We start from the raw sequence: 24025 nt of genomic DNA, 5'->3' as shown, positions 1-24025 counted from the left end.
ACGGCCCCTCTCAGGCTTGAAACCGTGGCAACCCGCCACATCTATGAACGACCCATTCCGGCCCGGCGCATCTTGCCGGGTCCTTCTGCCAAAAGGATTTTTCCAATGCACACTGTCACCGCCAACGGCGCCAACATCCCCGCGCTTGGCTTTGGAACCTTCCGCATGCCCGGCCCGGACGTTCTGCGCATCGTGCCGAAAGCCATCGAACTCGGTTTTCGCCATATCGACACCGCGCAGATCTATCGCAACGAGGCTGAGGTCGGCGATGCCATCCAGGCGTCCGGCATTGCCCGCGGCGAGATTTTCTTGACCACCAAGGTCTGGGTCGATCACTACAAACATGCCGACTTCCTCGACTCCGTCGATGAGAGCCTGAAGAAGCTGAAGACCGACTACGTCGACCTGCTTCTCCTGCACTGGCCGTCAAGCGGCGTGCCCCTGGCCGAACAGATCGGCGCGCTGAACGCCGTGAAAAAGGCCGGCAAGGTGCGCCATATCGGCGTGTCCAACTTCAACACCAAGCTGATGGCCGAAAGCGTGGCGCTGAGCGATGCGCCGATCGCCACCAATCAGATCGAGTATCATCCCTATCTCGACCAGAGCATCGTGCTGGAGGCTGCGCGAGCCACCGGCATGTCGATCACCGCCTACTACGCCATGGCCGACGGCAAGGTGCCGAACGAACCGCTTTTGAAGGACATCGGCGCGAAACATGGCAAGACGGCAGCGCAGGTCGTGCTGCGCTGGCTGGTCGCCCAGGACGGCGTGATCGCTCTGTCGAAGACGGCAACGGAAAGCCGGCTTCCGGAAAACTTCGATATTTTCGACTTCGATCTTTCGGAAGAGGAAATCGCCGCCATCCACAAGCTCGCCCGCCCGAACGGCCGCATCGTCAGCCCCGGCGGATTGGCGCCGGACTGGGACAGGGCGGCTTGAGCATAGGGTAAACAGCGGAGGTGATGAAGACCGGCGGCTGGGAGTGCATCTCTTGCGCGGGGGAACACAAGGACCCCGGAGTTCGCGGAGGCTTACCCCCCTCTGTCGGCGACGCCGACATCTCCCCCTCAAGGGGGGAGATGGACCGCCAGCCCTTTGCGCCCCTTACTCTGAGTGTGGGAGAAAAGGGCTTGAACAATCTCCCCTTTCAGGGAGATTGTTCGGCTTCAGAGTCCATAAGGGAAAAGAAAACAATCTCCCCACCCGTGGGGGAGATGTCAGCGAAGCTGACAGAGGGGGGCTGGCGGGGCATAATCGACATAGTCTGCCGGCAACACAGTATGCCCAACATGTGCTGCCGTCATAGACTGCGCCGCTTTAATCAGCCCCCAAGCCCGAATCGTCTCAGACGAACTGGCTCAACCCCGGGACCGAAGCGACGACCTCGTCGACCACATCTTCGCCGGCCTTTTCCTTGGCGTAGCCGATCGTTTCCCGGGCAAGTGCCGTGATCTCGCCCATGCCGAGGCCTTGGCTCATCAACTGCTGGCCGAGGCCCATGACGCCACCGCCGCCGACGGCCTTCATCAGCCCGCCGAGCAATCCGCCGCCGCCTGAGCCTTCGCCATTGAATCGTGCGACCAGATCGGCAGCGCCGGGGATCGCTTCGATCATCCGGGCGACCGGGCCGTCGGCTGCTTCGCGCTGCAGGAAGCCGAGCATCATGCCGATGGCTTTTTCAGCGGTTTCCGGCGCGATACCGACATTTTCCGCAACCCGGGTGACCAGTTCGTTCATGGGACATTCTCCTCGTTTTTGACGTTCACGTCAAAGTAAATCAAGCAGCGTCGAAACTCAAGCGCCCTTCAGCGCGGAGCGACGTTGCAACACTGTCTTATCGTTCCACGCCGAGCGTGCAAACACAATGCGGCGATCGGCCTGGAGGCAACGCTTGCGTGCCCTTATCCCGCTGTTGCCGGTTCAGGCCGGTGCTTCTATAACAGCCTTGCAAAACAGAGCGATGACCCCTTGGCGGGTGTGATCGTCAACCGGAGACAGGACGCATGCTCGAAGACGGGAAAATCTACATCGGAACGAGCCGCAAGCCGGATGATGCGATCAACAAGCCTGAATATCTGGAGCTGAAACTTGCCAACCGCCACGGCCTGATCACCGGCGCCACCGGCACCGGCAAGACGATCACGCTGCAGATCCTCGCCGAAAGCTTTTCCAATGCCGGCGTGCCGGTCTTCTGCGCCGACGTGAAGGGCGATCTTTCGGGCATCGGCGCCATCGGCGAGGCGAAGGACTGGGTGACGAAGCGGGCCGAGCAGATCGGCTTTGCCGAATTCGCCTTCCAGGAGTTTCCGGTGATCTTCTGGGATCTCTACGGCGAGAAAGGTCACAGGGTGCGCACCACCGTCTCGGAGATGGGGCCGCTCCTTCTGTCGCGCCTGATGAACGCCACGGACGCGCAGGAAGGCGTGATCAACATCGCCTTCAAGATTGCCGACGAGGGCGGGCTGCCGCTGCTCGACCTGAAGGACTTTCAGGCGATGCTCAATTACATGGCCGAGAACGCCCAAGAACTTTCCAGCAAATACGGATTTATTTCGAAGGCGTCGACAGGCTCGATCCAGCGCGAGCTGCTGATCCTCGAACAGCAGGGCGCCGAGCATTTCTTCGGCGAGCCGGCGCTCAAGGTTTCCGACATCATGCGCACGACGCGCGACGGACGCGGCGCGATCTCGGTGCTTGCAGCCGACAAGCTGATGATGAACCCGAGGCTCTACGGCACCTTCCTGCTCTGGCTGATGTCGGAACTGTTCGAGGAACTGCCCGAGGTCGGCGATCCCGACAAGCCGAAGCTGGTGTTCTTCTTCGACGAGGCGCACCTGCTCTTCAACGACGCGCCAAAAGTTCTTCTTGAGCGCATCGAACAGGTGGTGCGGCTGATCCGCTCCAAGGGCGTCGGCGTCTATTTCGTCACCCAGAACCCGCTCGACGTGCCGGAAACTGTGCTGGCGCAGCTTGGCAACCGGGTGCAGCATGCGCTGCGCGCCTATACGCCGCGCGAGCAGAAGGCGGTCAAGACCGCCGCGGACACGTTTCGACCCAATCCCGATTTCGACTGCGCCACGGTTATCACCAATCTCGGAACCGGTGAGGCACTGGTCTCGACGCTCGAAGGCAAGGGTGCGCCCTCCATCGTCGAGCGCACGCTGATCCGCCCGCCGTCAAGCCGCCCCGGCCCGCTGACGGAAGCCGAGCGCGCCGACATCATGAAGATCAGCCCGGTTGCCGGCCTCTACGACGAGGATTTCGACCGCGAATCGGCCTACGAGATACTCGCCAAGCGCGCCGCGAAAGCCACCGAACAGGCCGAAGCCGCCCGCGAGGCGGAGGAGACCGAACAACCGTCATCCGGCGGCAGCCGCTGGACCCTGCCCGGCTTCGGCGACGAGGAGAAAGCGCAGCCGCAGGCAAAACCGCGCGCCCGCTCCGGCTACCAGCGCGAAAGCGTCGCCGAAGCCGCCATGAAATCCGTCGCCCGCACGGTGGCGTCTTCGCTCGGACGGGCGCTGGTGCGTGGGATTTTGGGGAGTTTGAAGCGGTAGGGCACGGGACGGAATTGATTGAGGATTGGCGTGAGGAAACCGTCAAACAGACGCTGGAAGGGGCCGAAGATCGGCCACACCGCCATGTTGCCGAGCAAACCGAGCGCAGTTCCCTTTTGCGCGCGCGGTCATCGCACGAACATGGATTGCTTCAGTGAGCGGTTCGCAACCAGCGGCGCGCGTCTCGACAGGCTATGCGGTTTGAAAGAGCATTTGGTGCGGCCGAGGAAGCGAGAGGGAAAAACCCATCAGGTGAGGCACGACGGGAGTCGACCGAACAATCGTGTTCGCACTCCACCAGCGCAATAAACAGTTGGTAGAAAGAGACGCCCAACAGGCGAAGCAACCTGAAAATACGCACAGCGTTTGTGGGCGAGTCAGCCCTTACCTTGGTCCCCGAAATTTCGCCAATTAAGCAGATCTGCAGAAGTTATCCTGAAAAATTAATAATATACTTAAATTCCTTATGGGAAACATATTCCACGAACAGCGTAGTTACCGACATTGAGTATTCTGTTCCTTTTTTCAATGTCGTCAAATTTATTTCATCAAATGCAATTATATCGCCAAAATTTCCACACACCGTAGTAATTTCTTCAATAGCACTCAAGACCTCCGCGACATTGCTTTCCGTTACTCCAAAATTTAATCTAAATAATATTTTATTTTATTTATTTAAATTTAATAAAATATAGTTTCAGTAACTTTCCAAGTCACTAATTTAATTCCAAATTAATAATTAACAATCAACCGTATTTACGAAGAAATGTATTTCCATCAACACAGGTTCAAGGTTACCCCTGAAAAAATACAGTTCAGAATTTGTTGGGAGAATTAGTCGCTTCGTGATTTCAGATCCATTATTTACGTCAATTTCTTCGTATGATAACTTTAGAAAATCTAACGCTGCCTTAGCTTTGGATAAAGGCAATCCAGGAGTAAATCCCCCTAAATCTACCTTCTTATTTCGAGCCAATCGAATCCGTGATGGCTTTGGTATGGGTTTATCATCGGCTGAATCCCAAAGTCCTATCCAAATACGCTCTATTTCGACCAGATTGGCACGGATGCGCAAATTAATTTCGAAATCTCTATATCCGAGCTGGCAGATAAACTCATCTTCAATCCCGAAATCCCATCTATCAGGAACACCGAGGAATTTTCCTATAGCTTCTAATCTGCTACCCGGAGACAGTGGAGTGGTGAAATCACCCTGAAGCATCGCGTTAATTGAAATTAAGGTCATGGCTGTGGCTTTTGCTGGTTATTAGTCTGGTGATCACTATCGTTGACATTCCCGCCCTCTTTGCTTGTATCTTGACTACTTTCTTGTTCGCGTTGTTTGCCAGAAATAGCAGCCTGCAGCTCTTGCAATTCGCGCTTTCTTTTTTCATGTCCTCTCAAAGTGCCAAGATGGTTTTGGGCATTTTTTACCTGATCAAGCAATTTCTGCATGCCCTTGTCCGTGCCCAAAGTAGGTTTTAAAGAGTCCGCTGCTTCATCGAAGCTCTTACCAGGCACTGCTCCACCGACCGGTTCAAAATCAATCCCTCCTTTTGGCCCGGGTCTGATACCGACTTCAACTTGGTTACCCTTCTTATCGACACCCTTCCAGTGAATACCTTTCGATGGGAGGTCATGCATTCCCCCCGGACCAGTATAGATGCCACCTTTGTTGGCCATATTTGAAACTGTGCCAGCAAGCGGAGACAGATTAACTGCTCCGTCGTCCGCGTAATCTACAGTCCCCCAAATACCAAGACCGGCTGCTATTCCTGCCAATGCTGCGCACCCACCTGATGCACAGGCAATACCAAGGCCGACTATAAAATCATCAACGATCGCAATGTGTCCGTTTGGGTCACTTTTATTGACCGGATCGTTCCCCGCATAGGCATACCGATTAGTGCCGACGCCTTCTATTGTCGGGTCCCATGTATCGGGTTGGATGAACCGTGCATTGGCCACCGAGCCGAATGATACGGACAGCATGCTGCAAATCAGTAGCAGGCTGAGAATGCGGGTCAGAAACCCGCTGGAAAAGCATTTCATGAACAAGTCCCCATTTGAATCAGATCGTTATTGCGTCTGGCCGTCCTGCGGCCGCCACCCCATCGCTTCCGCCTTGGCGAACGCCTGCATATTCTGCCCGTACCACTGATCGGCTTTCGCCTTCAGGTCGGCGGGAATGTCTTCCATCCGTGTATATTTCCCGGCCAGTTCCCGCCGCAACAGGCCGGCATAGGCGCTGCCCTTCTTCACCAGCCCATAGGCGAAGGTGGGATAATGCCGCAGCAGCACGTCGGAGACGGCAATCGCATTTTCGAACGCGCCGGCGTCGATCTGATGCTCCACCAGAAACGAGGCGACCAGCGCTGTCGCTTCCTGATGCTGCAGGGGCCGGAGATACACGCCGTTTGCCACCGCCGTATCCGACATCGGCAATTTCTGTCGGTACCAGACATCGCGGGTGAAACCGCCGCCGCTGGTGGCCTCCAGATTCCAGACAGCGCCCTCGTCGTCGGTATATTTGATGAAGATATGCAAGGGCGCTTCGGTCAGCGTCATCTGCAGCCCCAGCCGCTGGCCGACAAACAGCATCAGCATCGGCATGGTGATGCAGTTGCCGCGCCGTGTCGTCAGGTAGCGTTGTAGCAGGCGGTTTGCAGGTTTCTCGCCGAGAGGGTCATCGAGATCGTATTGGAAGGGCCTGGCATCGTTCCAGGCGCCACCCTCATAGAGATAGCGCTTCAGAGCCGCGAGTGTCTCCGCGCTCTTTGCCCCCTCCCCGGCCATGGTCTTCACGTCGTCGACCATGCCGTCGATCATGGATGTCACAGCCTGCGCATTGGTGGCGGGATCGACCATCGAATCGACGGACAGCTTCACGTCGAGCAGGTCGCGCTCATGTTCGAAGAGCGCTTCCGTTCTTGCTTGCAACGGTGCGGGATCATTTTCCGGCGACTGTGCGAAAACCGCTGTGATCGGAAGGCAGAGCAACAAAATGGCAATGCGAAGGATTCTCATGAACAGTCCTGCCAATGATTCAACCATTGATATGCACTCCCTGGGGTTGCAGTCAATGAACATCGGCGAACGTTCCAGCGTTATTTAGTCTTCCCCGGGGAAAGCCGCAGACGGCAGCGAACTACCCGCCGTTACGGTACCGCCAAAGTCGCAATGGCCCAGGCGGTAGCCATCATTTCGAGCTTCTTCGGACTTTCCAGACTATAAAAAACCCGGCGGATCGCTCCACCGGGCCTATGATGTTGATGATAAAGTCCATTCAGGCGAGCGTTGCCGAGGCTTCGGTCGCGGTGCGGAGCGCGTGGCTGTAGGGGCAGACGATGTGGGCGGCGGCGACGAGTTTTTCGCCGGTTTCGCGGTCTATGCCGGGTAGGTTCACCGAGATCGACGGGACGATGTAGAAACCTGTGCCGTCTTCGCGCGGGCCTATACCGACGGTTGCAGTGACGGTCGCGTCCTCCGGGATCTTGACCTTTTCCTTGCCGGCGACAAACTTCAACGCGCCGAGGAAGCAGGCGGAATAGCCGGCGGCAAAAAGCTGCTCGGGATTGGTGCCCGTCGCGCCGTCGCCGCCCAGTTCCTTCGGAACGGTCAGGGTGACATCGAGAACGCCGTTTTCGCTGACCGCGTGGCCTGCACGGCCGCCGGTTGCGGATGCCTTGGTGGTGTAAAGAATGGGCATGTCTGTTTCCTCTGTTCGGCGGCTGCCGGTTCAAGGCCAGCCGCATCTCGTTGCGCCGGATTATCAATAGCTCAAAATTAAATTGGACGCAATATAATTTTGCAAATTGCAAAATCGGTCTGAAGCTGCGATACTGCAGCATGACTTCCGACAGCGACAACCCTGTGAACGAGCTGAAAGACACCGGCGCCCTGGCGCTCGGCCAGCAACTCTGCTTCGCCGTCTATTCCGCAGCGCATGCCTTCAACCGCACCTACAAGCCGATGCTCGAGCGTTTTGGCCTTACCTATCCGCAATATCTGGTTCTTCTGGCCCTCTGGCAGCGCGACAACATGACGGTGAAGGGAATTGGCGAAGAACTCGGGCTGGATTCGGGCACGCTGTCGCCGCTCCTGAAGCGGCTTGAGGCGGCCGGCTTTATCAGCCGAACCCGCGACAAGAGCGACGAGCGGCAGGTCATCATCGCGCTGACGCCGCAGGGTGCCGCCCTGAAGACCGAGGCGTTCGGCATCCTGACGCAGATCGGCAAGGCCACCGGATGCAGCATGGCGGAGGCGGAAGAGCTTCGCACCGCCCTTAACAACCTCAACCGCAGGCTCGGTGACAATCAGCCGGGGTAAAACGCGTCATCTCGACGCTGGCAGGCCCAGCCGGCAAGCAGTCGGAACGGCCGGGATTTGGCCGCTTAGCGGAAGTCGGCGGCCAGAGCGGCGAGCCTGCCCTATCATATCACCAGGATGGGTGCACCGTTGCGGACACGATCGTAGAGGTCGATGACGTCCTGGTTGATCAGGCGCACGCAGCCGGACGATACCGCCTTGCCGATTGATTGCCATTCCGGCGAGCCATGCAGGCGGTACAGCGTGTCTTCGCCGTTCTGGAAAATATACATTGCACGCGCGCCAAGCGGATTGTTCAGCCCCGGCGCCATGCCGCCATTGGCAATCGAATAAGGTTCGAGGTGCGGCTGGCGGGCAACCATTTCGTTCGGCGGCTTCCAGCGCGGCCATTTCTGCTTCCACTGTATGACGCCCCTGCCCGACCAGGCAAAGCCCTCGCGGCCGATGCCGACGCCGTAGCGCATGGCCGCGCCGTTGGACAGGATGAGATAGAGGAAGCGCTCGCCGGTATCGACGATGATCGTGCCCGGCTTCTCGCCAAACGTGTTTTCCACCTGCTGGCGGTAGAAACGCGGATCGATCTGCTCGTAGGGAATGGCCGGGAGATCGAAACCGTCGTCCATCCGCGCGGCGTACATTTCGGCATAATAGGACGATTGGAGCGGCAGGCCGGACGGCGCCTCGCCATAGACGGGTCCTTCAAGCGTGGCGCCATACCGCGGATCGCCGCCCATGCCCGGATCGCGAAAATAGGGCGCGGTCTCGGCACGGAAACGCTCCGTCGAGGTGGATCCACAGGAGGCGAGGCCAAGCGAGGCGGCCGCAAGCCCGGAGAGGTTGAGAAAATGCCGGCGGGAAAGGGGTCTGATCAGGGTCATTTCACTCTATGTATTCCGTTGAAGCGGCTTGACAAGCACGGCCAGGCGTCCACGCCAAAATTATGCCGGTCATCGCGTTGCCGGTCGCTGTCAGAAGTATGGCAATTACGGCTGGATCGTGGCTTGCAACGCTAAGGGATCATCAGGCGGCAGCGATCGGCAGAGGAGCGTGTCCGGCCTGCAACGCATCCGCCCGCAATAGGCCCACCAGCGCATCCGGCTCGACCGGCCGGCTGATAAAGTAGCCCTGGATGTCGTCGCAACCGCTTGCCCGCAGGAAATCGACCTGCGCCTGCGTCTCGACGCCTTCGGCAATCACCTCGATCTGCAGTTTCTGCGCCAGCGAGATGATCGCGCCGGTAATCGCCTTGTCATCTTCGTCTCCGGGAATGTCCTGAACGAAAGACCGGTCGATCTTCAAGCGCCGGACCGGGAAACTCTTCAGCGCGCTGAGGCTCGAATAACCGGTGCCGAAATCATCGATGGCGAGATGAACGCCCAGCGCCTCGAGTTCGTGCATGATCGAAACGGCCGAGGCGACGTCCTGCATGATCAGGCTTTCCGTCAGCTCCAGTTCAAGATAGCGCGGCTCCAGGCCGGTTTCTTTGAGGACTTCGGCGACGCGGGAAACCCAGTGTCTTTCCCTCAACTGCCTGGCCGAAACATTAACGCTGATAACGATCGGTGCCAGCCCGGCATCCTGCCAGCTCTTGTTCTGCCGACAGGCCTCGCACAGCACCCAGTCGCCGATCGGCACGATCAAGCCTGTTTCCTCGGCGAGCGGGATGAAATCACCGGGGGAAACCAGCCCGCGCTCGGGGTGCCGCCATCGCAACAAGGATTCGGCGGCAAAAATCCTGCCGGTCTTCAGGTTCATCTGGGGTTGATAGTGCAGCACAAGCTGGTCGTTCGCCACGGCGTCCCGCAGCTCTTCCTGGCTCTTGAGCTTCTCGTTGGCCCTCGCCGCCAGTCTGACGTCGAAGAGCTGAAGGTTGTTGCGGCCGACCTCCTTTGCCCAGTACATGGCCGAATCGGCATTGGCGAGAAGTTCGTTCGCCGTCTCGCCATGGTCGGGATAGCAGGCAACACCCATGCTGCAGCTGACATGGACGCTGCGGTCCGCAAGGGTCATCGGCGCGCCGATCGCGACGCGAATGTCTTCCAGCCGGGACAAGACGATCTCAGCATTCGCCGGCAATCCATTGAGCACGATGATGAACTCGTCGCCGCCGACGCGCACCACCATGTCCTGCTTACGAACACAGCCGAGCATACGGCCGGCCACGGCTCTCAAGAGTTCGTCCCCAGCGTGATGTCCGAGCGTATCGTTGATCAACTTGAAATTATCGAGATCGAGGAACGCCAGAGCGACCCATTCGCCATTGCGGAGCGCCTTGGCCAGGATTTCGGCAACCCGCTCTTCGAAGAGCAGCCGGTTCGGCAGTCCGGTCAGCGCATCGTGGTGCGCCATGAACTGGATGTGTTCTTCGGTCTGGTGCCGTTCGATGGCGATGCCGGCCAGATGCGCGGCCATCGAAATCAGTTCCAGCTGCTCGACGGAGGGATCCCCCGGCACGCACGAATAAAGCGCAAAGGTACCGAACACCTGGCTTTTGTACGAGCGGATCGGCATCGACCAGCAGGACCGATAGCCGAACGGCCGGACCAGATCGACATAATCCTCCCACAGTGGATCCGTGTGGATATCCGAAACATAGACCGGTTCGCCGCGCCAGGCGGCGGTTCCGCAGGAGCCCACCTTGGGACCGATGGCCACACCTTCGATGGCGGCGCAATAGGCCGCGGCCAGTCTCGGTGCTGCCCCGGTCACGAGGTGCTGCTTGTCGGCGGACAGGAGCAGGACCGAACCGATGATACCGGGCAGATGCGTCTCGATCAAAAGAATGAGTTCATGGAAGAAGGCGTTGAGCGGTACCCCCTTCGCAACCAGCTCCAGAAGCCGCGCCTGACCAAGCAGAAGGCGTTCCGCCCTCTTGCGGTCGGTGATATCCCGCGATACCCCGACGACGCCGATTGTTGCGCCCTGCTGATTGCGCAACGGCACCTTCGAGGTCATCAGCCAGCGTTCGACACCCTTGTCGACGAGCGCGCGCTCCTCCACCCCGAAAACCGGCTTTCCGGTTTCCACCACCTGCCGCTCGGTTGCGACGATCTCGTCGACGAGGTGGGACGGGTGCAGGTCGTAATCCGTCTTGCCGATCAGATCCTGCATTTCCTCGAAGCCGTTATCGATCACGGTTGCGCGGTTGGCGATCAGGAAACGGCCTTCCAGATCCTTGGCATAAATGTAATCCGGAATATGGTTGACCATCGTTTCCAGCCAATAGTGGCGGTCGGCAATATCCGGCTCCTCGCGAAACATACGGGACACTTCCTCGGCCAAGTGTTGGCTGGCGGCAATCAGGCGTTGCGTATCATCGACGCATGCGATTCGAGCCGCGATATCGTTGCGGGTGGAGTCCAATTTCTTCGTCAAGCATGCCTCCGGAGCTTTGACGCCCGAGCCGTCCCTTGGTCATTGGTTCCTATGTACCAGCCATAGGTTATTCTTTGTTAAAGACGGCTACGGCACGGGAAGTACGGTTGTCTTTCGTGGACGCGCAGTCTCCTCCTGGATGTGCCTTTTTGAAACAAACGGGCCTGGCATGAAGAATGCTTCTTTAAGGCAAAGGAAAAATCATGCTGAAACGCCGACTGCTTTTGTTCTGTCTCGCTGCCACGGGTTTTGACGCGCTGACGCAGACCGGCCGGGCAAGCGCTGCCTCCGGTGCGACCGCCGGTGAGAACGGGCAGGGAAAAATGCCCTCCTACGGCATCGTCCCGAACGCGGGCATCGACCAGAGTGTGGCGCTGCAGGAATTGTTCAACGCCGCAGCCGCGCAGCGCACCCCCGTGAGTCTTGCGGCCGGAGACTATCTCGTGAGCGGCGTCACTCTGCCCGACAATCTCGTGCTTCATGGCGTCAGCGGCGCGACCCGGCTGTTCCATCAGGGAGGTGCGGGCTGCCTGACGGGCCGCGGGCTTCAGCGGCTGACCCTAACCGATCTTATCCTGGACGGCACACAGGCGAAACATGGCGACGCCACAGCCGGGCTGCTCGATCTGCGTGACGTCCAAACCCTGACGCTCGAAAACTGCACCCTTCTCGGCTCCTTCGGGCATGGGCTGCGTGCCGAACAGTGTGGCGGCCGCATTACCGGCAACAGCCTGTCGCTCTGCGGGGGCAGCGGCATTTACGCGGTTCAGAGCGAGGGGTTGTCGATCACCGGCAATACAGTCTCCGACTGCGCCAACGGGGGTATTCTGGTGCATCGCTGGGAAGCGGGTGAGGACGGGACCATCGTCAGCGGCAACCGGATTTCCGGCATCCGTGCGCGGGATGGCGGGACGGGCGAGAACGGCAATGGCATCAATGTTTTCCGCGCCGCCAACGTGATGGTGAGCGGCAACCATGTTTCCGACTGCGCCTTTTCCGCGATCCGCGCCAACAGCGCCACCAATATCCAGATTACAGGCAACCAGTGCCTGCGCTCCGGCGAAACCGCCATCTATTCGGAATTCGGATTTCAGGGCGCCATCGTCTCGGACAACCTCATCGATGGCGCCGCCAACGGGATCCTGATCGTCAATTTCGATGAGGGTGGGCGGCTTTCCACCGTCAGCGGCAATATCGTCCGCAACCTGCATATCGAAGGACCTTACATCCATGACGGCGCCGGGTTCGGCTTCGGCATCGCGGCCGAAGCCGATACCGTGATCATCGGCAACGTCATCGAGAACGCGCCGAAATGGGGGCTTATGCTGGGCTGGGGTCCCTATCTGCGCAATATCGTGGCGACGGGCAATCTGGTGCGCAATGCCGGTGCCGGCTGCGCGGTGACAGTCGTGGACGGCGCCGGCGCGGCGCTGATTACCGACAATCTGTTTCACGACGTGCGGGACGGCGCGATCCTCGGCTACAGATGGAACGACAGAACAACCGGCGACCTGCTCAAGGGGGACGCCGAGCGGTTCAGCCACCTGACGCTGTCGGGCAACCGCAGGAACTAAATCCATCAAAAGATTTCATCGGTAAGATCAATGCCGTCCGGTTCAAGTGCGGCTGCCATTGCCATAGTGTCCGGCAATCGAACACTGGGGAAGGACCATTATGCTGACGATCTACGGGGTTTACTGCTCGCGTGCTTCGCGCAACTACTGGATGGCGGAGGAACTCGGAATTCCATTTCGATCCGTGCCCGTGATCCAAGCCCGGCTTCTGAGCGATCCGCAGGCGCCTGATGCGCGGCTCAACACGCAGTCGCCGTCCTTTCTCGCCGTGAACCCGATGGGTCTCATTCCGGCCATCGACGATGACGGCCTTGTGCTGACGGAATCGCTCGCCAACAATCTCTACCTCGCCCGAAAACATGGCGGGCCGCTTTGCGGCGCAACGCTTGCCGAGGACGGCGAAATCATGGGCTGGACTTTGTGGTCGGCGACCGAAGTGGAACCCCACACGGTGAAGATCGTGCTGACCTATGACAATGCGCAGGAGGGCACATTCGCCGGAAAAGCGGTGATCGAGGCTTCCAGCAGGGCTCTGGAGCGCCCTTTGGCCCGGCTGGAGGCTCATCTTGCCGGCCGCGACTACATGGTCGGCGGCCGCTTTACCGTGGCCGATCTCAATCTGGCGGAGGTGCTGCGCTATGCCCTGAGCGAGACCGCGCTTTTCGAACGCTATCCGGGCGTGACGGCCTGGATCGCCCGTTGCCATGCACGGCCGGCTTTTGAAAAGATGATGGCAGGTCGCCGCCGCGAGGCTGCGGCGGCCTGAGCCGGATCGTTCAGGAAAAACCGAGCGCCCGGATGCTGCCGGCAATCTCGTCGCGGACCCACGTCTTGAAGGCGGCCACGGTGCGGCTGTCGCGGCGCGAGGGCGGCGTGACGAAGTAATGCGAGAACCCGGTCTTGACGCGAACCGGATAAGGCACGGCAAGGCGTCCCTCGATGATCGAGTAGCCGGCCAGCGTCTGCCAGGCGAGCATGACGCCCTGCCCGGCGATGGCCGCGTCAAGACACAGCGAAGCATCGTTGAAGACATGCCGCGCCGTCATCGTCCGGCCGGACAAGCCGACCTGACCGAGCCATATCTCCCAACTGAACATGGAGCGGCCGTCGAGCACGGCAGGCAGGCTCAAAATATCTTCGGGCCGCTTCAGTTTTTCTGCCAGCGCCGGAGAGCAGACCGGAAAAACCTCCTGTTCCAGAAGCGGCTCGATGGTCACGCCCGGCCAGTCTCCCGAACCAACGCGGATGCCGATATCGACGCCGGCCGCCTCCAGGTTGACCAGGGCAGTGGTCGCGTCAATGCGCAGGCGGATGTCGGGATGCCGTTCGGCAAAGCGGTCCAGCCGGCAGACAAGCCAGCGGGCCGCAAAAACCGGTGCGACAGAGATGGTCAGGATCGTCTCGTCACGCCGCCGTGCGCTTCCAACCGCGAGATCCAGCGCTTCGAAGCCGCCCGTCAGGCGCGGCAGGAAGCTCTCGCCAAAAGATGTCGCGACGAGTCCCTTCGGGCTGCGCTCGAACAGCGTGCGGCCGAGCTGCTTTTCCGTCTTGGCAATCTGCTGGCTGACGGCCCCGGCCGTGACGCCGAGTTCATCGGCGGCCGCCTGCAGCGAGCCGAGGCGCGCTGCAGCCTCGACGGCGCGCAAACCGTTGAGATGGACAAGGTTCAGGTCTTTCATATAGTTTTTCTATACCCGGCGCGCAGCAAACTCAATTGTAATTAACCCGCACGAAGCCGATCATCAGGCAATCAAATGTTTAAAAGACAGGTGTTGCCATGTCGAAGCTTTCGTCCCTGCTCGGCAGGTTGTTGAAAATGCCAACCGCGACCGATGAGCGCGCGGAGACTGGCTGGATCCTCGACCCGCTGCAACACCCGGAGATCGCAGTGATGGACATGCGTAAACTCGGCGACCTTCCCCTCCCCGGGCCTTTTCCACGCGTAGCGCCCTGCCGAGGCTGTTAGCGGGCCGCGCGCCCGTGATGGCGCCGCTTCGCACCCGGCCGGAGCGGCGCCGCATCGCTTATGCCACGGCGCTTTGCGCACAACCCGGCACCTCGTCGAGGCTGAAATAGACCGGAATGCCGCGCTCCCTTGCGATCCGCACATCATTGTCCGCGCCCCTGGACTCTCCGGGCAGGCGCAGGACGGCATCGCATAATTGCAGCAGACGGCCCGCGACGGGGTGGAAGATTTCTTCATAGAGGTCGTCGCCGATGGTTTTACCGCCAGCGGCATTCCAGACCGGCAGCGCCACCCATTCGCCAATCATCGGCAGGTGGCCGGCCTGGAACAACCGGTAGGACGGGGCTTCCAGCCTCTTGAGGTTCTCCGCCATTTTCGTCGCATCATCACCGGTGCCGGAGCGATAAGGGCCGGCAATCAAAATCAACATGACATTCTCCATTATTGCACGATATTTCTTTTTTTTGTAAAGCATGCAATATCGTGCAAAGTCAAGTTCGGGCGGAGACGAATGCTGGTGTCTTTGGCAAAGTGGCGATGGTTGCGATAGCGCCTGCAGCAATCTGGCTGCTGCGCCCGGAGAATTTCGTCAGCGGTGCGGCGGCGAGCCATCCTGCCCTGGGATTGACGACCAGCGACGATGAGGAGGCGGCAGTCAAGCGGGCAATTGTGGCTCGCTCCGTCGAGACCACACCCCTTTTTTGCAGAAGCGAAGTTCGATACCGTTTCGCCGCACGCTATGGTCAGGAACCTGACCGCATCGTGCCGGTAGACCTGCCGGAGGAACCGGCGGCACGTTACAGCGAAAAGGCAACGCGGACGATTGAAAACGCAAGCGTCAGGCGGCGAAGGCTCCGGTCACACGGACATCGCCAACCGCCAGGCCATTCCAGTTTTTCATCGTATGATTGGCCTGCGCCATGAGGTTTGCGTGCAGGTCCGGCTCATTCGTGAAAAAGCGTGCAAGCGTCGCCGCGATCATGGCCTCGGCGGCACGGGTGGTGCCGTCCTCGCATTTCAGCGCAATCGCGATGCCTTTTTCCGGAATGGCAGCGCAGAACACGCCTTCGGCACCGGTCTTGGCGAAGATGCGGCCGGGTGCCGCCTGCATCAGCCGCGTGCAGGCGCGCTTCGTTCCGGCGACATAGAAGGGTTCAGCCATGCAGGCCTCGATCAGCCGCCGCGAAGCCTTGGCGCGCATAGACTCCAGACCGGTTCCGGTTGCCATTTTTGCAAAACCGTGCGCCAAACCTTTCAAGGGCACGGCATAGGTCGGGATCGAGCAACCGTCGATGCCGCAATTGTCCTCTCCCAGGGCAGCGCCCGTCAGGGCTTCCATGACGCCGCGGATTTCGCGCTGCAAGGGATGGTCGTAGTCGACATAGCCTGATGTCTCCTGCCCGCCATGGCAGCAGGCGCAGATGAAACCCGCATGTTTGCCGGAGCAATTGTTGTGAAGCTGTGCCGGATGCTGAAGCGTACGTGCCTGGGCGATCAGCGTCTCCTGACTGAAGGACCAATGCTCGCCGCACTCGAGGACGGAGACATCCTGCCCGGCAGCCGAGAGCATGGCGGCGGCCAGCGCTACATGTTCGGGCTCGCCATTGTGAGAGGAACAGGCGAGCGCCAGTTCCCGATTGCCAAAGCCGTAAGCATCCGCAGCACCGGTTTCCATCAAGGGCAACGCCTGCATGGCCTTGCAGGCCGAACGGGGGAAGACGGCGGCGTCGGTATCGCCGAGCGAAAACACCGTCTTTCCATCGCCGTCGACCGCGACGACGAGGCCGCGATGGCGGCTTTCGACGATTTTGCCGCGTGTGACTTCGACAAGTACCGGGTTCGACATGATTACGCCCTCAAAAATCCAATTTCTGCCGGTGTCTTTAGACCAAGATCGCGCAACGCAAAACCCAGGCCCTTCAATGAAATTGCTTCGCAGGCTGCTTCTTGCCATTCTGTTCGTCTATCTTCTTCCGGCACTTGCCTCCGCCGGCTTCTGGTATGTCAAGGACCGGCCGGCAAGCTGGCGCGAGGCCGACTGGACGTCGGCAAAGATCCTTCCCAGACCGGACGAAAGCGCCGATGCGGCGATCTATGTTTTCTCCGCCTCCACAGGCGGATTGAAGGGGGCGGTGGCGAGCCATTCCTGGATCGTCACCAAGGGCAAGGACGACACGACCTACAACCGTTATGACAAGGTCGGCTGGGGTTCCCCCATCCGGCGTAACGGCTATCCCGCCGATGCCCGCTGGTATTCCAACGTGCCTCATATGGTAGTCGGCATCACGGGAAGGGACGCAGCCCGGCTGGTCCCGAAGGTCGAAGCGGCGATCCAGTCTTATCCCTATGCCAAGCCCGGCGCCTATCGCATCTGGCCGGGTCCGAACTCAAACACGTTCGTCGCCCATGTGCTGCGCTCGGTTCCCGAACTCAACGCCGTACTGCCGCCGGACGCAGTCGGGCGCGACTATCTGCCGGAGGGAAAGCTTTTCCAGATCGACGGAGACGGCCTCGACCTGCATGCTACACTCTACGGCCTGCTGGGGATTTCAGCCGGCGCGCGCAGCGGCTTCGAAGTGCATTTCATGGGCCTTGTCGCCGGTATCGACGTGCTGCGCCCGGGGATCAAAATACCCGCGCTGGGGCGGTTCGGCGTGTAAAGGGCAGAGATTTTTACAGAACCGCGATGGCTCAATAGGTTCGGTCGTACAAAAGCGACAATCCGCGGTAAGGACGATTTCCGGACCGCAAACAGCAAAAAGGGCCGCACAAGGCGGCCCTCCATGAGATTTGCCCTGATAACGGGCCGCACCGCATCCGCAATGGGAGCGTTGCGCAGGAAGGTTGTTTCAGAGCGAGGGCTGCCTCGTCTCCATCACCACAATTCCCATGTCCGCTACGAGGCTCGAAAACTCATTAGACACTGGATCACCTTCCTTTCGTTACGTTGAAGATGATTAAAAGGTATTCCAATTCGGGCAGATTGCAAGACCCGTTCCGTTAGACTTTAGACGGTAAGAACGATTTTGCCGATATGGTCGCCCGCCTCCATCAGCCGGTGCGCTTCGACAACCTCGGAAAACGGCACGACCGCCTGCATCACCGGTGCGACCTCGCCCTCCTCCAGCAACGGCCAGACATTGTCCTCAAGATCGTCCCGGATTGCTTCCTTCTCAGCGGCGGTGCGTGGCCGCATGGCCGATCCCATGATATGCAGCCGCTTACCCAGTATCGGCGCTATATTGGCCTTTTCGACCACCGCACCGCCGAGGAAGGCGATGATCGACAGCCGGCCGTCCTTGGCGAGCGAGGCGATGTTGCGGTCGAAATAGGGCGCTCCGACCATGTCGAGGATGACATCGACGCCGAGGCCGCCGGTTTCTTCCGCAATGGCGGCCTTAAAATCCTCATCCCGGTAGTTGATCGCCCGTTTGGCCCCGAGCGCCACGCAGGCGTCGCATTTGTCCTTGGTGCCGGCGGTCACGAAAACCTCGGCGCCGAAAGCGCGGGCAAGCTGGATGGCGGTCGTGCCGATGCCGCTGGACCCGCCGTGAATGAGGATCTTTTCGCCTTCCACCAGATCCGCCATCTGGAAGACATTGGCCCAGACGGTAAAAAAGGTTTCCGGCAGCGCTGCCGCGCGGGCGGCGTCATAGCCCTTCGGCCAGCGCAATGCCTGCGTGGCCGGCAGGGCGCAGAACTCGGCATAGCCGCCGCCATTGGCGAGCCCGCAGACCTTTTCCCCGATCGCAAAATCCTCGACGCCCTCCCCGATCCCGACCACTTCGCCGGCAACCTCCAGACCCAGAACAGGGCTCGCGCCCGGCGGCGGCGGATAGTTGCCGAGCCTTTGCAGCACGTCCGGGCGGTTGACGCCGGCCGCCTCGACGCGGATGAGGATATCGCCAGCGTTCAGTTCCGGCAGCGGGCCGCGGGAAAGAACCATGTTTTCGGCCCCGCCCGGCAAGGGTAGATCGACAAAACGCATTTCGGTCGGCAAAATCACGGGCGTCTCCTGGTTCTGGTTGCGGGTCTGTACCGGCGCTCGACAGCAATTGGCGCAAAATCGGAAAAAAGCCAGTGTCTCGACAATAACCCCGTCGTAACAGGAAGGGCTTTCCAGACCATAATCGAATTCGAACCTCGGAAACGGGCCGGATGCTGCGCTGCATCATGGCGAAATTGGGCCAGTTCACACGTCGCGAAAATTAAGTTTGTTTAATTTGAATGGCACAGAAACCCGGAATAGCGTCTTCTCGAAACCGGGAGACGCCGGCGGTCTTCAAGACCGCGACGCGACGAACTCCGGACGGTTTCAAGACGATAGGTCCCGCCTGGCGGGCCCCAAAAGGATGACACCCATGCGTGCTCTTCTGACCTCTTTGACAATTATTTCCGCAATTTCCCTATCCTCGGCCGCCTTTGCCGCCAATAGCACGACCGGCACGATCCGCGCCGTCGATGCCAAGGCGATGACCCTGACGCTGAAGAACGGCACGAGTTACGTGCTTCCCGCCGGCTTCAAGGATTCGGGGCTCAAGGCAGGAGAAAAGGTGAAGATCGCCTACGACGTGATCGGCAAGAAACATCAGGCAACGGCGATCACGCCGGTGCAATGACACGCCGCAGCGTGCGCATGAGCGTTCCCGCGCCTTGAAAGGTCGGGATCATGCAGGAACAGGCTGGACTCCATAGCGGATTCCAGCCTGTTGTGTTTTGCGCAGAGAGGCAGCACGGCGATCTGCCGAGCGTCGGCAACGAACATCGTGATTCAACCGCAGCGAATGACCGCGCAATCGCACCAGAAGCGGGATTTTATTGTTGATTGATTGCTCAATCAACAATAAAATCGGTCTGCATTCGGGGACAATCATGCCGAAAATGGGAATGGAGCCGGTTCGCCGGAAAGCTTTGGTGGACGCAGCCCTGCGCGTGATTGGCGATCAGGGCACACTGTCCGTTACGATGTCGGATATCGCCCGCAATGCCGGCGTATCGGCAGCGCTTGCGCATCACTATTTCGGCAGCAAGGAACAGCTGCTGATCGAGACGATCCGCTCGCTGCTTCGGCAGTTGCGTGACGATACGGTGCTTGCGCTCAAATCCGCGAAGGGACCGCGAGAGCGCCTGTCGGCCATCGTGCGGGTCAGTTTCCAGGCGGATCAGTTTGCACCGGAAACGATCGCCGCCTGGCTTGCTTTTTATTCGGAAGCGCAGCGCTCCGAGGAGACGCGGCGGTTTCTGGTGGTCTATGCCCGGCGCCTGCGGTCCAACCTCGTTGCCGACCTCAAGGCCTTGTGTGGCGCGGATGATGCGGTGCGCGTCGCCGAAGGGGCGGCAGCGTTGATCGACGGGCTTTACATTCGAAGGGCGCTGGGCTCCTCGCCGGTGACTGCCGAAGCCTCTATTGCGCTCACCGACGACTATCTTTCCCTGCAACTTGACGCTCTTTCCGCACAAGGACATGCCGCATGACAGCCGGTCGGCCTAACATTCTCATCATCATGGTCGACCAGCTGAACGGAAAGCTGTTTCCCGACGGCCCGGCGGATTTTCTGCATGCGCCGAATCTGAAAGCACTGGCTGCCCGCTCGGCACGCTTCCGCAACAACTACACCTCCTCGCCGCTCTGCGCCCCGGCCCGCGCCTCGTTCATGGCCGGGCAATTGCCGAGCCGCACGCAGGTCTACGACAATGCCGCCGAGTATATCTCGTCGATCCCGACCTTTGCCCACCATTTGCGCCGCGCCGGCTACTACACGGCGCTTTCGGGCAAGATGCATTTTGTCGGGCCAGACCAGTTGCACGGCTTCGAGGACCGGCTGACGACGGACATCTATCCGGCCGATTTCGGCTGGACGCCGGATTACCGCAAGCCCGGCGAGCGCATCGACTGGTGGTATCACAATCTCGGCTCCGTCACCGGCGCCGGTGTCGCCGAGATCACCAACCAGATGGAATATGACGACGAGGTCGCGTTTCTGGCCAACCAGAAGCTCTATCAGCTGGCCCGCGAAAACGACGATCAGGGCCGCCGCCCCTGGTGCGTCACGGCATCCTTCACCCATCCGCACGACCCCTATGTCGCCCGCCGCAAATTCTGGGATCTGTACGAGGGCTGCGCTGAGCTCGAGCCTGAGGTCGGCGCGCTGCCGATCGAGGACCAGTGCCCGCATTCGCTGCGCCTCATCCATGCCTGCGACTATGTCTCGTTCGACGTGACGCGCGAGAATGTAAGGCGCTCGCGCCAGGCCTATTTCGCCAATATCTCCTATCTCGATGAGAAGGTCGGCGAGCTGATCGACACGCTGACCCGGACCCGGATGCTCGACAACACGATCATCCTGTTCTGCTCCGACCATGGCGACATGCTGGGCGAGCGCGGGCTGTGGTTCAAGATGAACTTCTTCGAGGGTTCGGCCCGCGTGCCGCTGATGGTTGCTGGTCCGGGCGTCACGCCCGGCCTGCATCTCGCCCCCGTCTCAAACCTCGACGTGACGCCGACGCTCTGCGATCTGGCCGGTATCTCCATGGACGAAATCATGCCGTGGACCGACGGCGAAAGCCTTCGCCCGGTGATCGATGGCGCTGCGCGCGTCTCGCCGGTTTTGATGGAATATGCCGCAGAAGGCTCCTATGCGCCGATGGTCTGCATCCGCGAGGGAAAGTGGAAATACATCCACTGCGCGCTCGATCCGGACCAGCTGTTCAACCTCGAAACCGATCCGCTGGAACTGACCAATCTCGCCAAGGACCCGACCGATTCCGTCATCATCGCCACTTTGAAGGCCTTTACCGATATGCGCGAGGCACGCTGGGACATGGCCGCCTTCGACGCGGCGGTGCGCGAAAGCCAGGCGCGGCGCTGGGTGGTCTACGAGGCGCTGCGCAACGGCGCCTACTATCCCTGGGACCACCAGCCGCTGCAGAAAGCATCCGAGCGCTACATGCGCAACCATATGAATCTCGATAACCTCGAGGATTCCAAACGTTACCCGAGGGGTGAATGACCATGAAAGCCCAACCGAAAGCTTCCCACTTCATCGACGGCGAATATGTCGAGGACACGGCAGGTGCTGCCTTCGACAGCCTGTACCCTGCGACCGGCGAGGTGATCGCCACGCTTCATGCGGCAACACCGGCCATCGTCGAAAAAGCGATTGCCGCCGCCAAGCGCGCCCAGCCGGAATGGGCGGCGATGAGCCCGACGGCGCGCGGCCGCATCCTCAAGCGCGCCGCCGACATCATGCGCGAGCGCAACCGCGAGCTTTCCGAACTCGAGACGCTCGACACAGGCAAGCCGATCCAGGAAACCATCGTCGCCGACCCGACCTCGGGTGCGGACGCCTTCGAGTTCTTCGGCGGCATCGCGGCCTCGGCGCTGAATGGCGACTATATTCCGCTCGGCCAAGATTTCGCCTTTACCAAGCGCGTTCCGCTCGGCGTCTGCGTCGGCATTGGCGCCTGGAACTATCCGCAGCAGATCGCCTGCTGGAAGGGCGCCCCGGCGCTGATCTGCGGCAATGCCATGGTGTTCAAGCCGTCGGAAAACACGCCACTCGGTGCCTTGAAGATCGCCGAAATCCTTGTTGAGGCCGGGCTGCCCAAGGGGCTCTACAATGTCATCCAGGGCGACCGGATGACAGGCCCGCTGCTCGTCAACCACAAGGATGTGGCCAAGGTTTCGCTGACGGGGTCCGTGGAAACGGGCAAGAAGGTGGCGGGTGCGGCCGCCTCGAACCTCAAGCATGTGACGATGGAACTCGGCGGCAAGTCGCCGCTGATCGTGTTCGACGATGCCGATCTCGAAAGCGCCATCGGCGGGGCGATGCTCGGCAATTTCTATTCGACCGGTCAGGTCTGCTCGAACGGCACCCGCGTCTTCGTACAGAAGGGCATCAAGGACAAATTCCTTGCGCGCCTCAAGGAGCGCACCGAAAAGATCGTCATCGGCGACCCGATGGATGAGGCGACGCAGTTTGGCCCGATGGTCTCGAAGGCGCAGCTCGACAAGGTGTTTTCCTATGTCGAAAAGGGCAAGGCCGAGGGCGCCACGCTTCTGACCGGTGGCGGCATCCCGAATTCCGTCTCGTCGGCCGGCAACTACATCCAGCCGACCGTCTTTGCCGACGTCACCGACGACATGACCATCGCGCGCGAAGAGATCTTCGGGCCTGTCATGTGCGTGCTCGATTTTGACAGCGAGGACGAAGTGATCGCCCGCGCCAACGCCACCGAATTCGGCCTTTCGGCCGGCGTGTTCACCCAGGACATCACCCGCGCGCATCGCGTGGTGGACCAGCTGGAAGCCGGCACGCTGTGGATCAACGCCTACAATCTGGCGCCGGTGGAGGTGCCGTTCGGCGGATCGAAGCAGTCGGGTTTCGGTCGCGAGAACTCGGTTGCGGCGCTGAGCCATTACAGCGAGCTGAAGAGCGTGTACGTGGCGATGGGTAAGGTCGAGGCGCCGTATTGATATGGGCGACTCAGTCCTTCGTAACCTCAACGACGAGATCGTCGAGATCGACCTTGAGCGCGATCGCGATGCGCTTCAGGACATCGACGGAGCCGGTCTTCTTGCCGGCCTCGATCTCGGAAAGGTAGGGCTGGGAGATGCCGGCAGCTTCCGCCAATTGGGACATGCTCAGTCCACGGTAGGTGCGATAAACCTTCACGGAATTTTCGCCTCGCGCTCGTGCGGCGACGATCTCCATAGGCCAAGTCTCTTCGCCGTCAGCGATCCGGACCATGGTTTTGGTCGCGATGAGACCATCGATAAGATCTTCATAGTCCTCTTCGCTGAGAAGGACGTAGTTTTGCCCGCCAATTGTCAGCTTCTGGACGTCCCAGTCGACGACAAATTCGCTGCCCGTCTCCGCTTCTTCCTCGACGAGGCGCTTCTGCGCTTTGCCCATGGTGCCTTACTCCTTGTAAATGCCGCCTCGTGGTCCGACTGCAACAACCATAACAACTCTGCCCTCATCGTCGATGATGACGCGGTCCCCTCCAACGCGGATCCGATAAAGTTCTTGGTTCTTCAGCTTCTTGATGTCGACCTGTTCACCGCGCGCATAGGCACCGAGTTTTTCGAGAATCGCCAATTTTCGTTTGGGCTGCATCTTCTGCAGGGCCTTATCGGCAGCGCTCGAAAAGTGAACCGTCTTCATGCACAAAATATAGCTTATAGCTATAACTTTCACAAGTCATCATTCGCAAACAGCGAC

General features: G+C 59.9%; 23 protein-coding genes. 10 read left to right on the top strand and 13 right to left on the bottom strand.

What is annotated here, in order from left to right:
- Positions 1 to 105: 105 nt before the first annotated feature.
- Positions 106 to 939 (top strand): aldo/keto reductase, encoded by an 834-nt coding sequence (locus tag PY308_RS06975; RefSeq protein WP_275789539.1) that lies wholly within the window; start codon positions 106 to 108, stop codon positions 937 to 939.
- Positions 940 to 1344: 405 nt separating this feature from the next.
- Here the strand turns inward: PY308_RS06975 and PY308_RS06970 are convergent, their stop codons facing one another.
- Entirely contained in the window at positions 1345 to 1737 is a 393-nt protein-coding gene (locus PY308_RS06970; RefSeq protein ID WP_275789536.1) for a hypothetical protein, read from the bottom strand.
- A 266-nt stretch (positions 1738 to 2003) separates the two neighbouring features.
- Here PY308_RS06970 and PY308_RS06965 point away from each other — a divergent pair, with 266 nt between their 5' ends.
- Positions 2004 to 3557 carry a helicase HerA-like C-terminal domain-containing protein gene (locus tag PY308_RS06965; protein ID WP_275789534.1) on the top strand — a complete coding sequence of 518 codons (1554 nt, stop codon included), beginning with the start codon at positions 2004 to 2006 and terminating at the stop codon, positions 3555 to 3557.
- A 739-nt stretch (positions 3558 to 4296) separates the two neighbouring features.
- Here PY308_RS06965 and PY308_RS06960 read toward each other — a convergent pair.
- From PY308_RS06960 to PY308_RS06945, 4 genes are all read right to left on the bottom strand, one after another.
- The gene (locus tag PY308_RS06960) at positions 4297 to 4803 is read right to left on the bottom strand and encodes a hypothetical protein (protein ID WP_275789531.1); all 507 of its coding nucleotides are present in this window, start codon (positions 4801 to 4803) and stop codon (positions 4297 to 4299) included.
- Positions 4800 to 5609 carry an RHS repeat protein gene (locus PY308_RS06955; RefSeq protein ID WP_275789529.1) on the bottom strand — a complete coding sequence of 270 codons (810 nt, stop codon included), beginning with the start codon at positions 5607 to 5609 and terminating at the stop codon, positions 4800 to 4802. The genes PY308_RS06960 and PY308_RS06955 overlap by 4 nt, the downstream gene beginning before the upstream one ends.
- A 27-nt stretch (positions 5610 to 5636) precedes the next feature.
- Complete coding sequence (locus PY308_RS06950; RefSeq protein ID WP_275789526.1) at positions 5637 to 6584, bottom strand: transglutaminase family protein; 948 nt, start codon at positions 6582 to 6584, stop codon at positions 5637 to 5639.
- Between the two features lie 259 nt (positions 6585 to 6843).
- On the bottom strand, positions 6844 to 7266 hold the full coding sequence (locus PY308_RS06945; RefSeq protein ID WP_275789523.1) for an organic hydroperoxide resistance protein: 423 nt from the start codon (positions 7264 to 7266) through the stop codon (positions 6844 to 6846).
- 140 nt (positions 7267 to 7406) lie between these two features.
- On the opposite strand from PY308_RS06945, the gene PY308_RS06940 reads away from it, so the two are divergent.
- Positions 7407 to 7886 carry a MarR family winged helix-turn-helix transcriptional regulator gene (locus tag PY308_RS06940; RefSeq protein ID WP_275789520.1) on the top strand — a complete coding sequence of 160 codons (480 nt, stop codon included), beginning with the start codon at positions 7407 to 7409 and terminating at the stop codon, positions 7884 to 7886.
- Positions 7887 to 7990: 104 nt separating this feature from the next.
- On the opposite strand, the gene PY308_RS06935 is transcribed toward PY308_RS06940, so the two are convergent.
- Positions 7991 to 8764 (bottom strand): L,D-transpeptidase, encoded by a 774-nt coding sequence (locus PY308_RS06935; protein WP_275789519.1) that lies wholly within the window; start codon positions 8762 to 8764, stop codon positions 7991 to 7993.
- A 142-nt stretch (positions 8765 to 8906) separates the two neighbouring features.
- Positions 8907 to 11147 carry a putative bifunctional diguanylate cyclase/phosphodiesterase gene (locus PY308_RS06930; RefSeq protein WP_275791047.1) on the bottom strand — a complete coding sequence of 747 codons (2241 nt, stop codon included), beginning with the start codon at positions 11145 to 11147 and terminating at the stop codon, positions 8907 to 8909.
- A 317-nt stretch (positions 11148 to 11464) separates the two neighbouring features.
- Between PY308_RS06930 and PY308_RS06925 the strand changes: the two genes are divergently transcribed.
- Together PY308_RS06925 and PY308_RS06920 are read left to right on the top strand one after the other, a co-directional pair.
- A complete protein-coding gene (locus PY308_RS06925; protein WP_275789517.1) occupies positions 11465 to 12835 on the top strand; it encodes a TIGR03808 family TAT-translocated repetitive protein in 1371 nt (456 codons plus the stop codon).
- 100 nt (positions 12836 to 12935) lie between these two features.
- Positions 12936 to 13601 carry a glutathione S-transferase family protein gene (locus PY308_RS06920; RefSeq protein ID WP_275789515.1) on the top strand — a complete coding sequence of 222 codons (666 nt, stop codon included), beginning with the start codon at positions 12936 to 12938 and terminating at the stop codon, positions 13599 to 13601.
- Positions 13602 to 13611: 10 nt separating this feature from the next.
- On the opposite strand, the gene PY308_RS06915 is transcribed toward PY308_RS06920, so the two are convergent.
- The 3 genes from PY308_RS06915 to PY308_RS06905 all read right to left on the bottom strand — a co-directional run bounded on the left by PY308_RS06915 (position 13612) and on the right by PY308_RS06905 (position 16647).
- Positions 13612 to 14514, bottom strand: a complete 903-nt coding sequence (locus tag PY308_RS06915; protein ID WP_275789512.1) for a LysR substrate-binding domain-containing protein — start codon at positions 14512 to 14514, stop codon at positions 13612 to 13614.
- Positions 14515 to 14859: 345 nt separating this feature from the next.
- Positions 14860 to 15231 carry a DUF4406 domain-containing protein gene (locus PY308_RS06910; RefSeq protein WP_275789509.1) on the bottom strand — a complete coding sequence of 124 codons (372 nt, stop codon included), beginning with the start codon at positions 15229 to 15231 and terminating at the stop codon, positions 14860 to 14862.
- Between the two features lie 408 nt (positions 15232 to 15639).
- Positions 15640 to 16647 carry an asparaginase gene (locus tag PY308_RS06905; RefSeq protein WP_275789506.1) on the bottom strand — a complete coding sequence of 336 codons (1008 nt, stop codon included), beginning with the start codon at positions 16645 to 16647 and terminating at the stop codon, positions 15640 to 15642.
- Between the two features lie 76 nt (positions 16648 to 16723).
- On the opposite strand from PY308_RS06905, the gene PY308_RS06900 reads away from it, so the two are divergent.
- The gene (locus tag PY308_RS06900) at positions 16724 to 17461 is read left to right on the top strand and encodes a DUF3750 domain-containing protein (protein ID WP_275789503.1); all 738 of its coding nucleotides are present in this window, start codon (positions 16724 to 16726) and stop codon (positions 17459 to 17461) included.
- 347 nt (positions 17462 to 17808) lie between these two features.
- Here the strand turns inward: PY308_RS06900 and PY308_RS06895 are convergent, their stop codons facing one another.
- Positions 17809 to 18807 carry an NAD(P)H-quinone oxidoreductase gene (locus PY308_RS06895; protein WP_275789500.1) on the bottom strand — a complete coding sequence of 333 codons (999 nt, stop codon included), beginning with the start codon at positions 18805 to 18807 and terminating at the stop codon, positions 17809 to 17811.
- A 355-nt stretch (positions 18808 to 19162) separates the two neighbouring features.
- Here PY308_RS06895 and PY308_RS06890 point away from each other — a divergent pair, with 355 nt between their 5' ends.
- The 4 genes from PY308_RS06890 (at position 19163) to betB (ending at position 23277) form a co-directional block, all read left to right on the top strand.
- Positions 19163 to 19420 carry a DUF1344 domain-containing protein gene (locus PY308_RS06890; RefSeq protein ID WP_275789497.1) on the top strand — a complete coding sequence of 86 codons (258 nt, stop codon included), beginning with the start codon at positions 19163 to 19165 and terminating at the stop codon, positions 19418 to 19420.
- Positions 19421 to 19673: 253 nt separating this feature from the next.
- Positions 19674 to 20276 carry a transcriptional regulator BetI gene (betI, locus tag PY308_RS06885; protein ID WP_275789494.1) on the top strand — a complete coding sequence of 201 codons (603 nt, stop codon included), beginning with the start codon at positions 19674 to 19676 and terminating at the stop codon, positions 20274 to 20276.
- On the top strand, positions 20273 to 21811 hold the full coding sequence (gene betC / locus PY308_RS06880; protein ID WP_275789491.1) for a choline-sulfatase: 1539 nt from the start codon (positions 20273 to 20275) through the stop codon (positions 21809 to 21811). Before betI ends, betC begins: the two co-directional genes overlap by 4 nt.
- A gap of 2 nt (positions 21812 to 21813) precedes the next feature.
- On the top strand, positions 21814 to 23277 hold the full coding sequence (betB, locus tag PY308_RS06875) for a betaine-aldehyde dehydrogenase (protein WP_275791046.1): 1464 nt from the start codon (positions 21814 to 21816) through the stop codon (positions 23275 to 23277).
- A 10-nt stretch (positions 23278 to 23287) separates the two neighbouring features.
- Here the strand turns inward: betB and PY308_RS06870 are convergent, their stop codons facing one another.
- Both PY308_RS06870 and PY308_RS06865 read right to left on the bottom strand, forming a co-directional pair.
- Entirely contained in the window at positions 23288 to 23716 is a 429-nt protein-coding gene (locus tag PY308_RS06870) for a helix-turn-helix domain-containing protein (RefSeq protein WP_275789489.1), read from the bottom strand.
- Positions 23717 to 23722: 6 nt separating this feature from the next.
- On the bottom strand, positions 23723 to 23968 hold the full coding sequence (locus PY308_RS06865) for a type II toxin-antitoxin system RelE family toxin (RefSeq protein ID WP_275789487.1): 246 nt from the start codon (positions 23966 to 23968) through the stop codon (positions 23723 to 23725).
- Positions 23969 to 24025 lie beyond the last annotated feature (57 nt).

The sequence above is a fragment of the Pararhizobium gei genome, from assembly GCF_029223885.1.
GTDB classification, from domain to species: Bacteria; Pseudomonadota; Alphaproteobacteria; order Rhizobiales; family Rhizobiaceae; genus Pararhizobium; species Pararhizobium gei.
This window is presented reverse-complemented; position numbering and strand designations above follow the sequence as displayed.

Excerpts from the sequence above, each read along its gene's own strand:
- PY308_RS06975 (WP_275789539.1), top strand. The coding sequence starts at position 106 with ATGCACACTGTCACCGCCAACGGCGCCAACATCCCCGCGCTTGGCTTT.
- PY308_RS06970 (WP_275789536.1), bottom strand. The coding sequence starts at position 1,737 with ATGAACGAACTGGTCACCCGGGTTGCGGAAAATGTCGGTATCGCGCCG.
- PY308_RS06965 (WP_275789534.1), top strand. The coding sequence starts at position 2,004 with ATGCTCGAAGACGGGAAAATCTACATCGGAACGAGCCGCAAGCCGGAT.
- PY308_RS06960 (WP_275789531.1), bottom strand. The coding sequence starts at position 4,803 with ATGACCTTAATTTCAATTAACGCGATGCTTCAGGGTGATTTCACCACT.
- PY308_RS06955 (WP_275789529.1), bottom strand. The coding sequence starts at position 5,609 with ATGAAATGCTTTTCCAGCGGGTTTCTGACCCGCATTCTCAGCCTGCTA.
- PY308_RS06950 (WP_275789526.1), bottom strand. The coding sequence starts at position 6,584 with ATGAGAATCCTTCGCATTGCCATTTTGTTGCTCTGCCTTCCGATCACA.
- PY308_RS06945 (WP_275789523.1), bottom strand. The coding sequence starts at position 7,266 with ATGCCCATTCTTTACACCACCAAGGCATCCGCAACCGGCGGCCGTGCA.
- PY308_RS06940 (WP_275789520.1), top strand. The coding sequence starts at position 7,407 with ATGACTTCCGACAGCGACAACCCTGTGAACGAGCTGAAAGACACCGGC.
- PY308_RS06935 (WP_275789519.1), bottom strand. The coding sequence starts at position 8,764 with ATGACCCTGATCAGACCCCTTTCCCGCCGGCATTTTCTCAACCTCTCC.
- PY308_RS06930 (WP_275791047.1), bottom strand. The coding sequence starts at position 11,147 with ATGTTTCGCGAGGAGCCGGATATTGCCGACCGCCACTATTGGCTGGAA.
- PY308_RS06925 (WP_275789517.1), top strand. The coding sequence starts at position 11,465 with ATGCTGAAACGCCGACTGCTTTTGTTCTGTCTCGCTGCCACGGGTTTT.
- PY308_RS06920 (WP_275789515.1), top strand. The coding sequence starts at position 12,936 with ATGCTGACGATCTACGGGGTTTACTGCTCGCGTGCTTCGCGCAACTAC.
- PY308_RS06915 (WP_275789512.1), bottom strand. The coding sequence starts at position 14,514 with ATGAAAGACCTGAACCTTGTCCATCTCAACGGTTTGCGCGCCGTCGAG.
- PY308_RS06910 (WP_275789509.1), bottom strand. The coding sequence starts at position 15,231 with ATGTTGATTTTGATTGCCGGCCCTTATCGCTCCGGCACCGGTGATGAT.
- PY308_RS06905 (WP_275789506.1), bottom strand. The coding sequence starts at position 16,647 with ATGTCGAACCCGGTACTTGTCGAAGTCACACGCGGCAAAATCGTCGAA.
- PY308_RS06900 (WP_275789503.1), top strand. The coding sequence starts at position 16,724 with ATGAAATTGCTTCGCAGGCTGCTTCTTGCCATTCTGTTCGTCTATCTT.
- PY308_RS06890 (WP_275789497.1), top strand. The coding sequence starts at position 19,163 with ATGCGTGCTCTTCTGACCTCTTTGACAATTATTTCCGCAATTTCCCTA.
- betI (WP_275789494.1), top strand. The coding sequence starts at position 19,674 with ATGCCGAAAATGGGAATGGAGCCGGTTCGCCGGAAAGCTTTGGTGGAC.
- betC (WP_275789491.1), top strand. The coding sequence starts at position 20,273 with ATGACAGCCGGTCGGCCTAACATTCTCATCATCATGGTCGACCAGCTG.
- betB (WP_275791046.1), top strand. The coding sequence starts at position 21,814 with ATGAAAGCCCAACCGAAAGCTTCCCACTTCATCGACGGCGAATATGTC.
- PY308_RS06870 (WP_275789489.1), bottom strand. The coding sequence starts at position 23,716 with ATGGGCAAAGCGCAGAAGCGCCTCGTCGAGGAAGAAGCGGAGACGGGC.
- PY308_RS06865 (WP_275789487.1), bottom strand. The coding sequence starts at position 23,968 with ATGAAGACGGTTCACTTTTCGAGCGCTGCCGATAAGGCCCTGCAGAAG.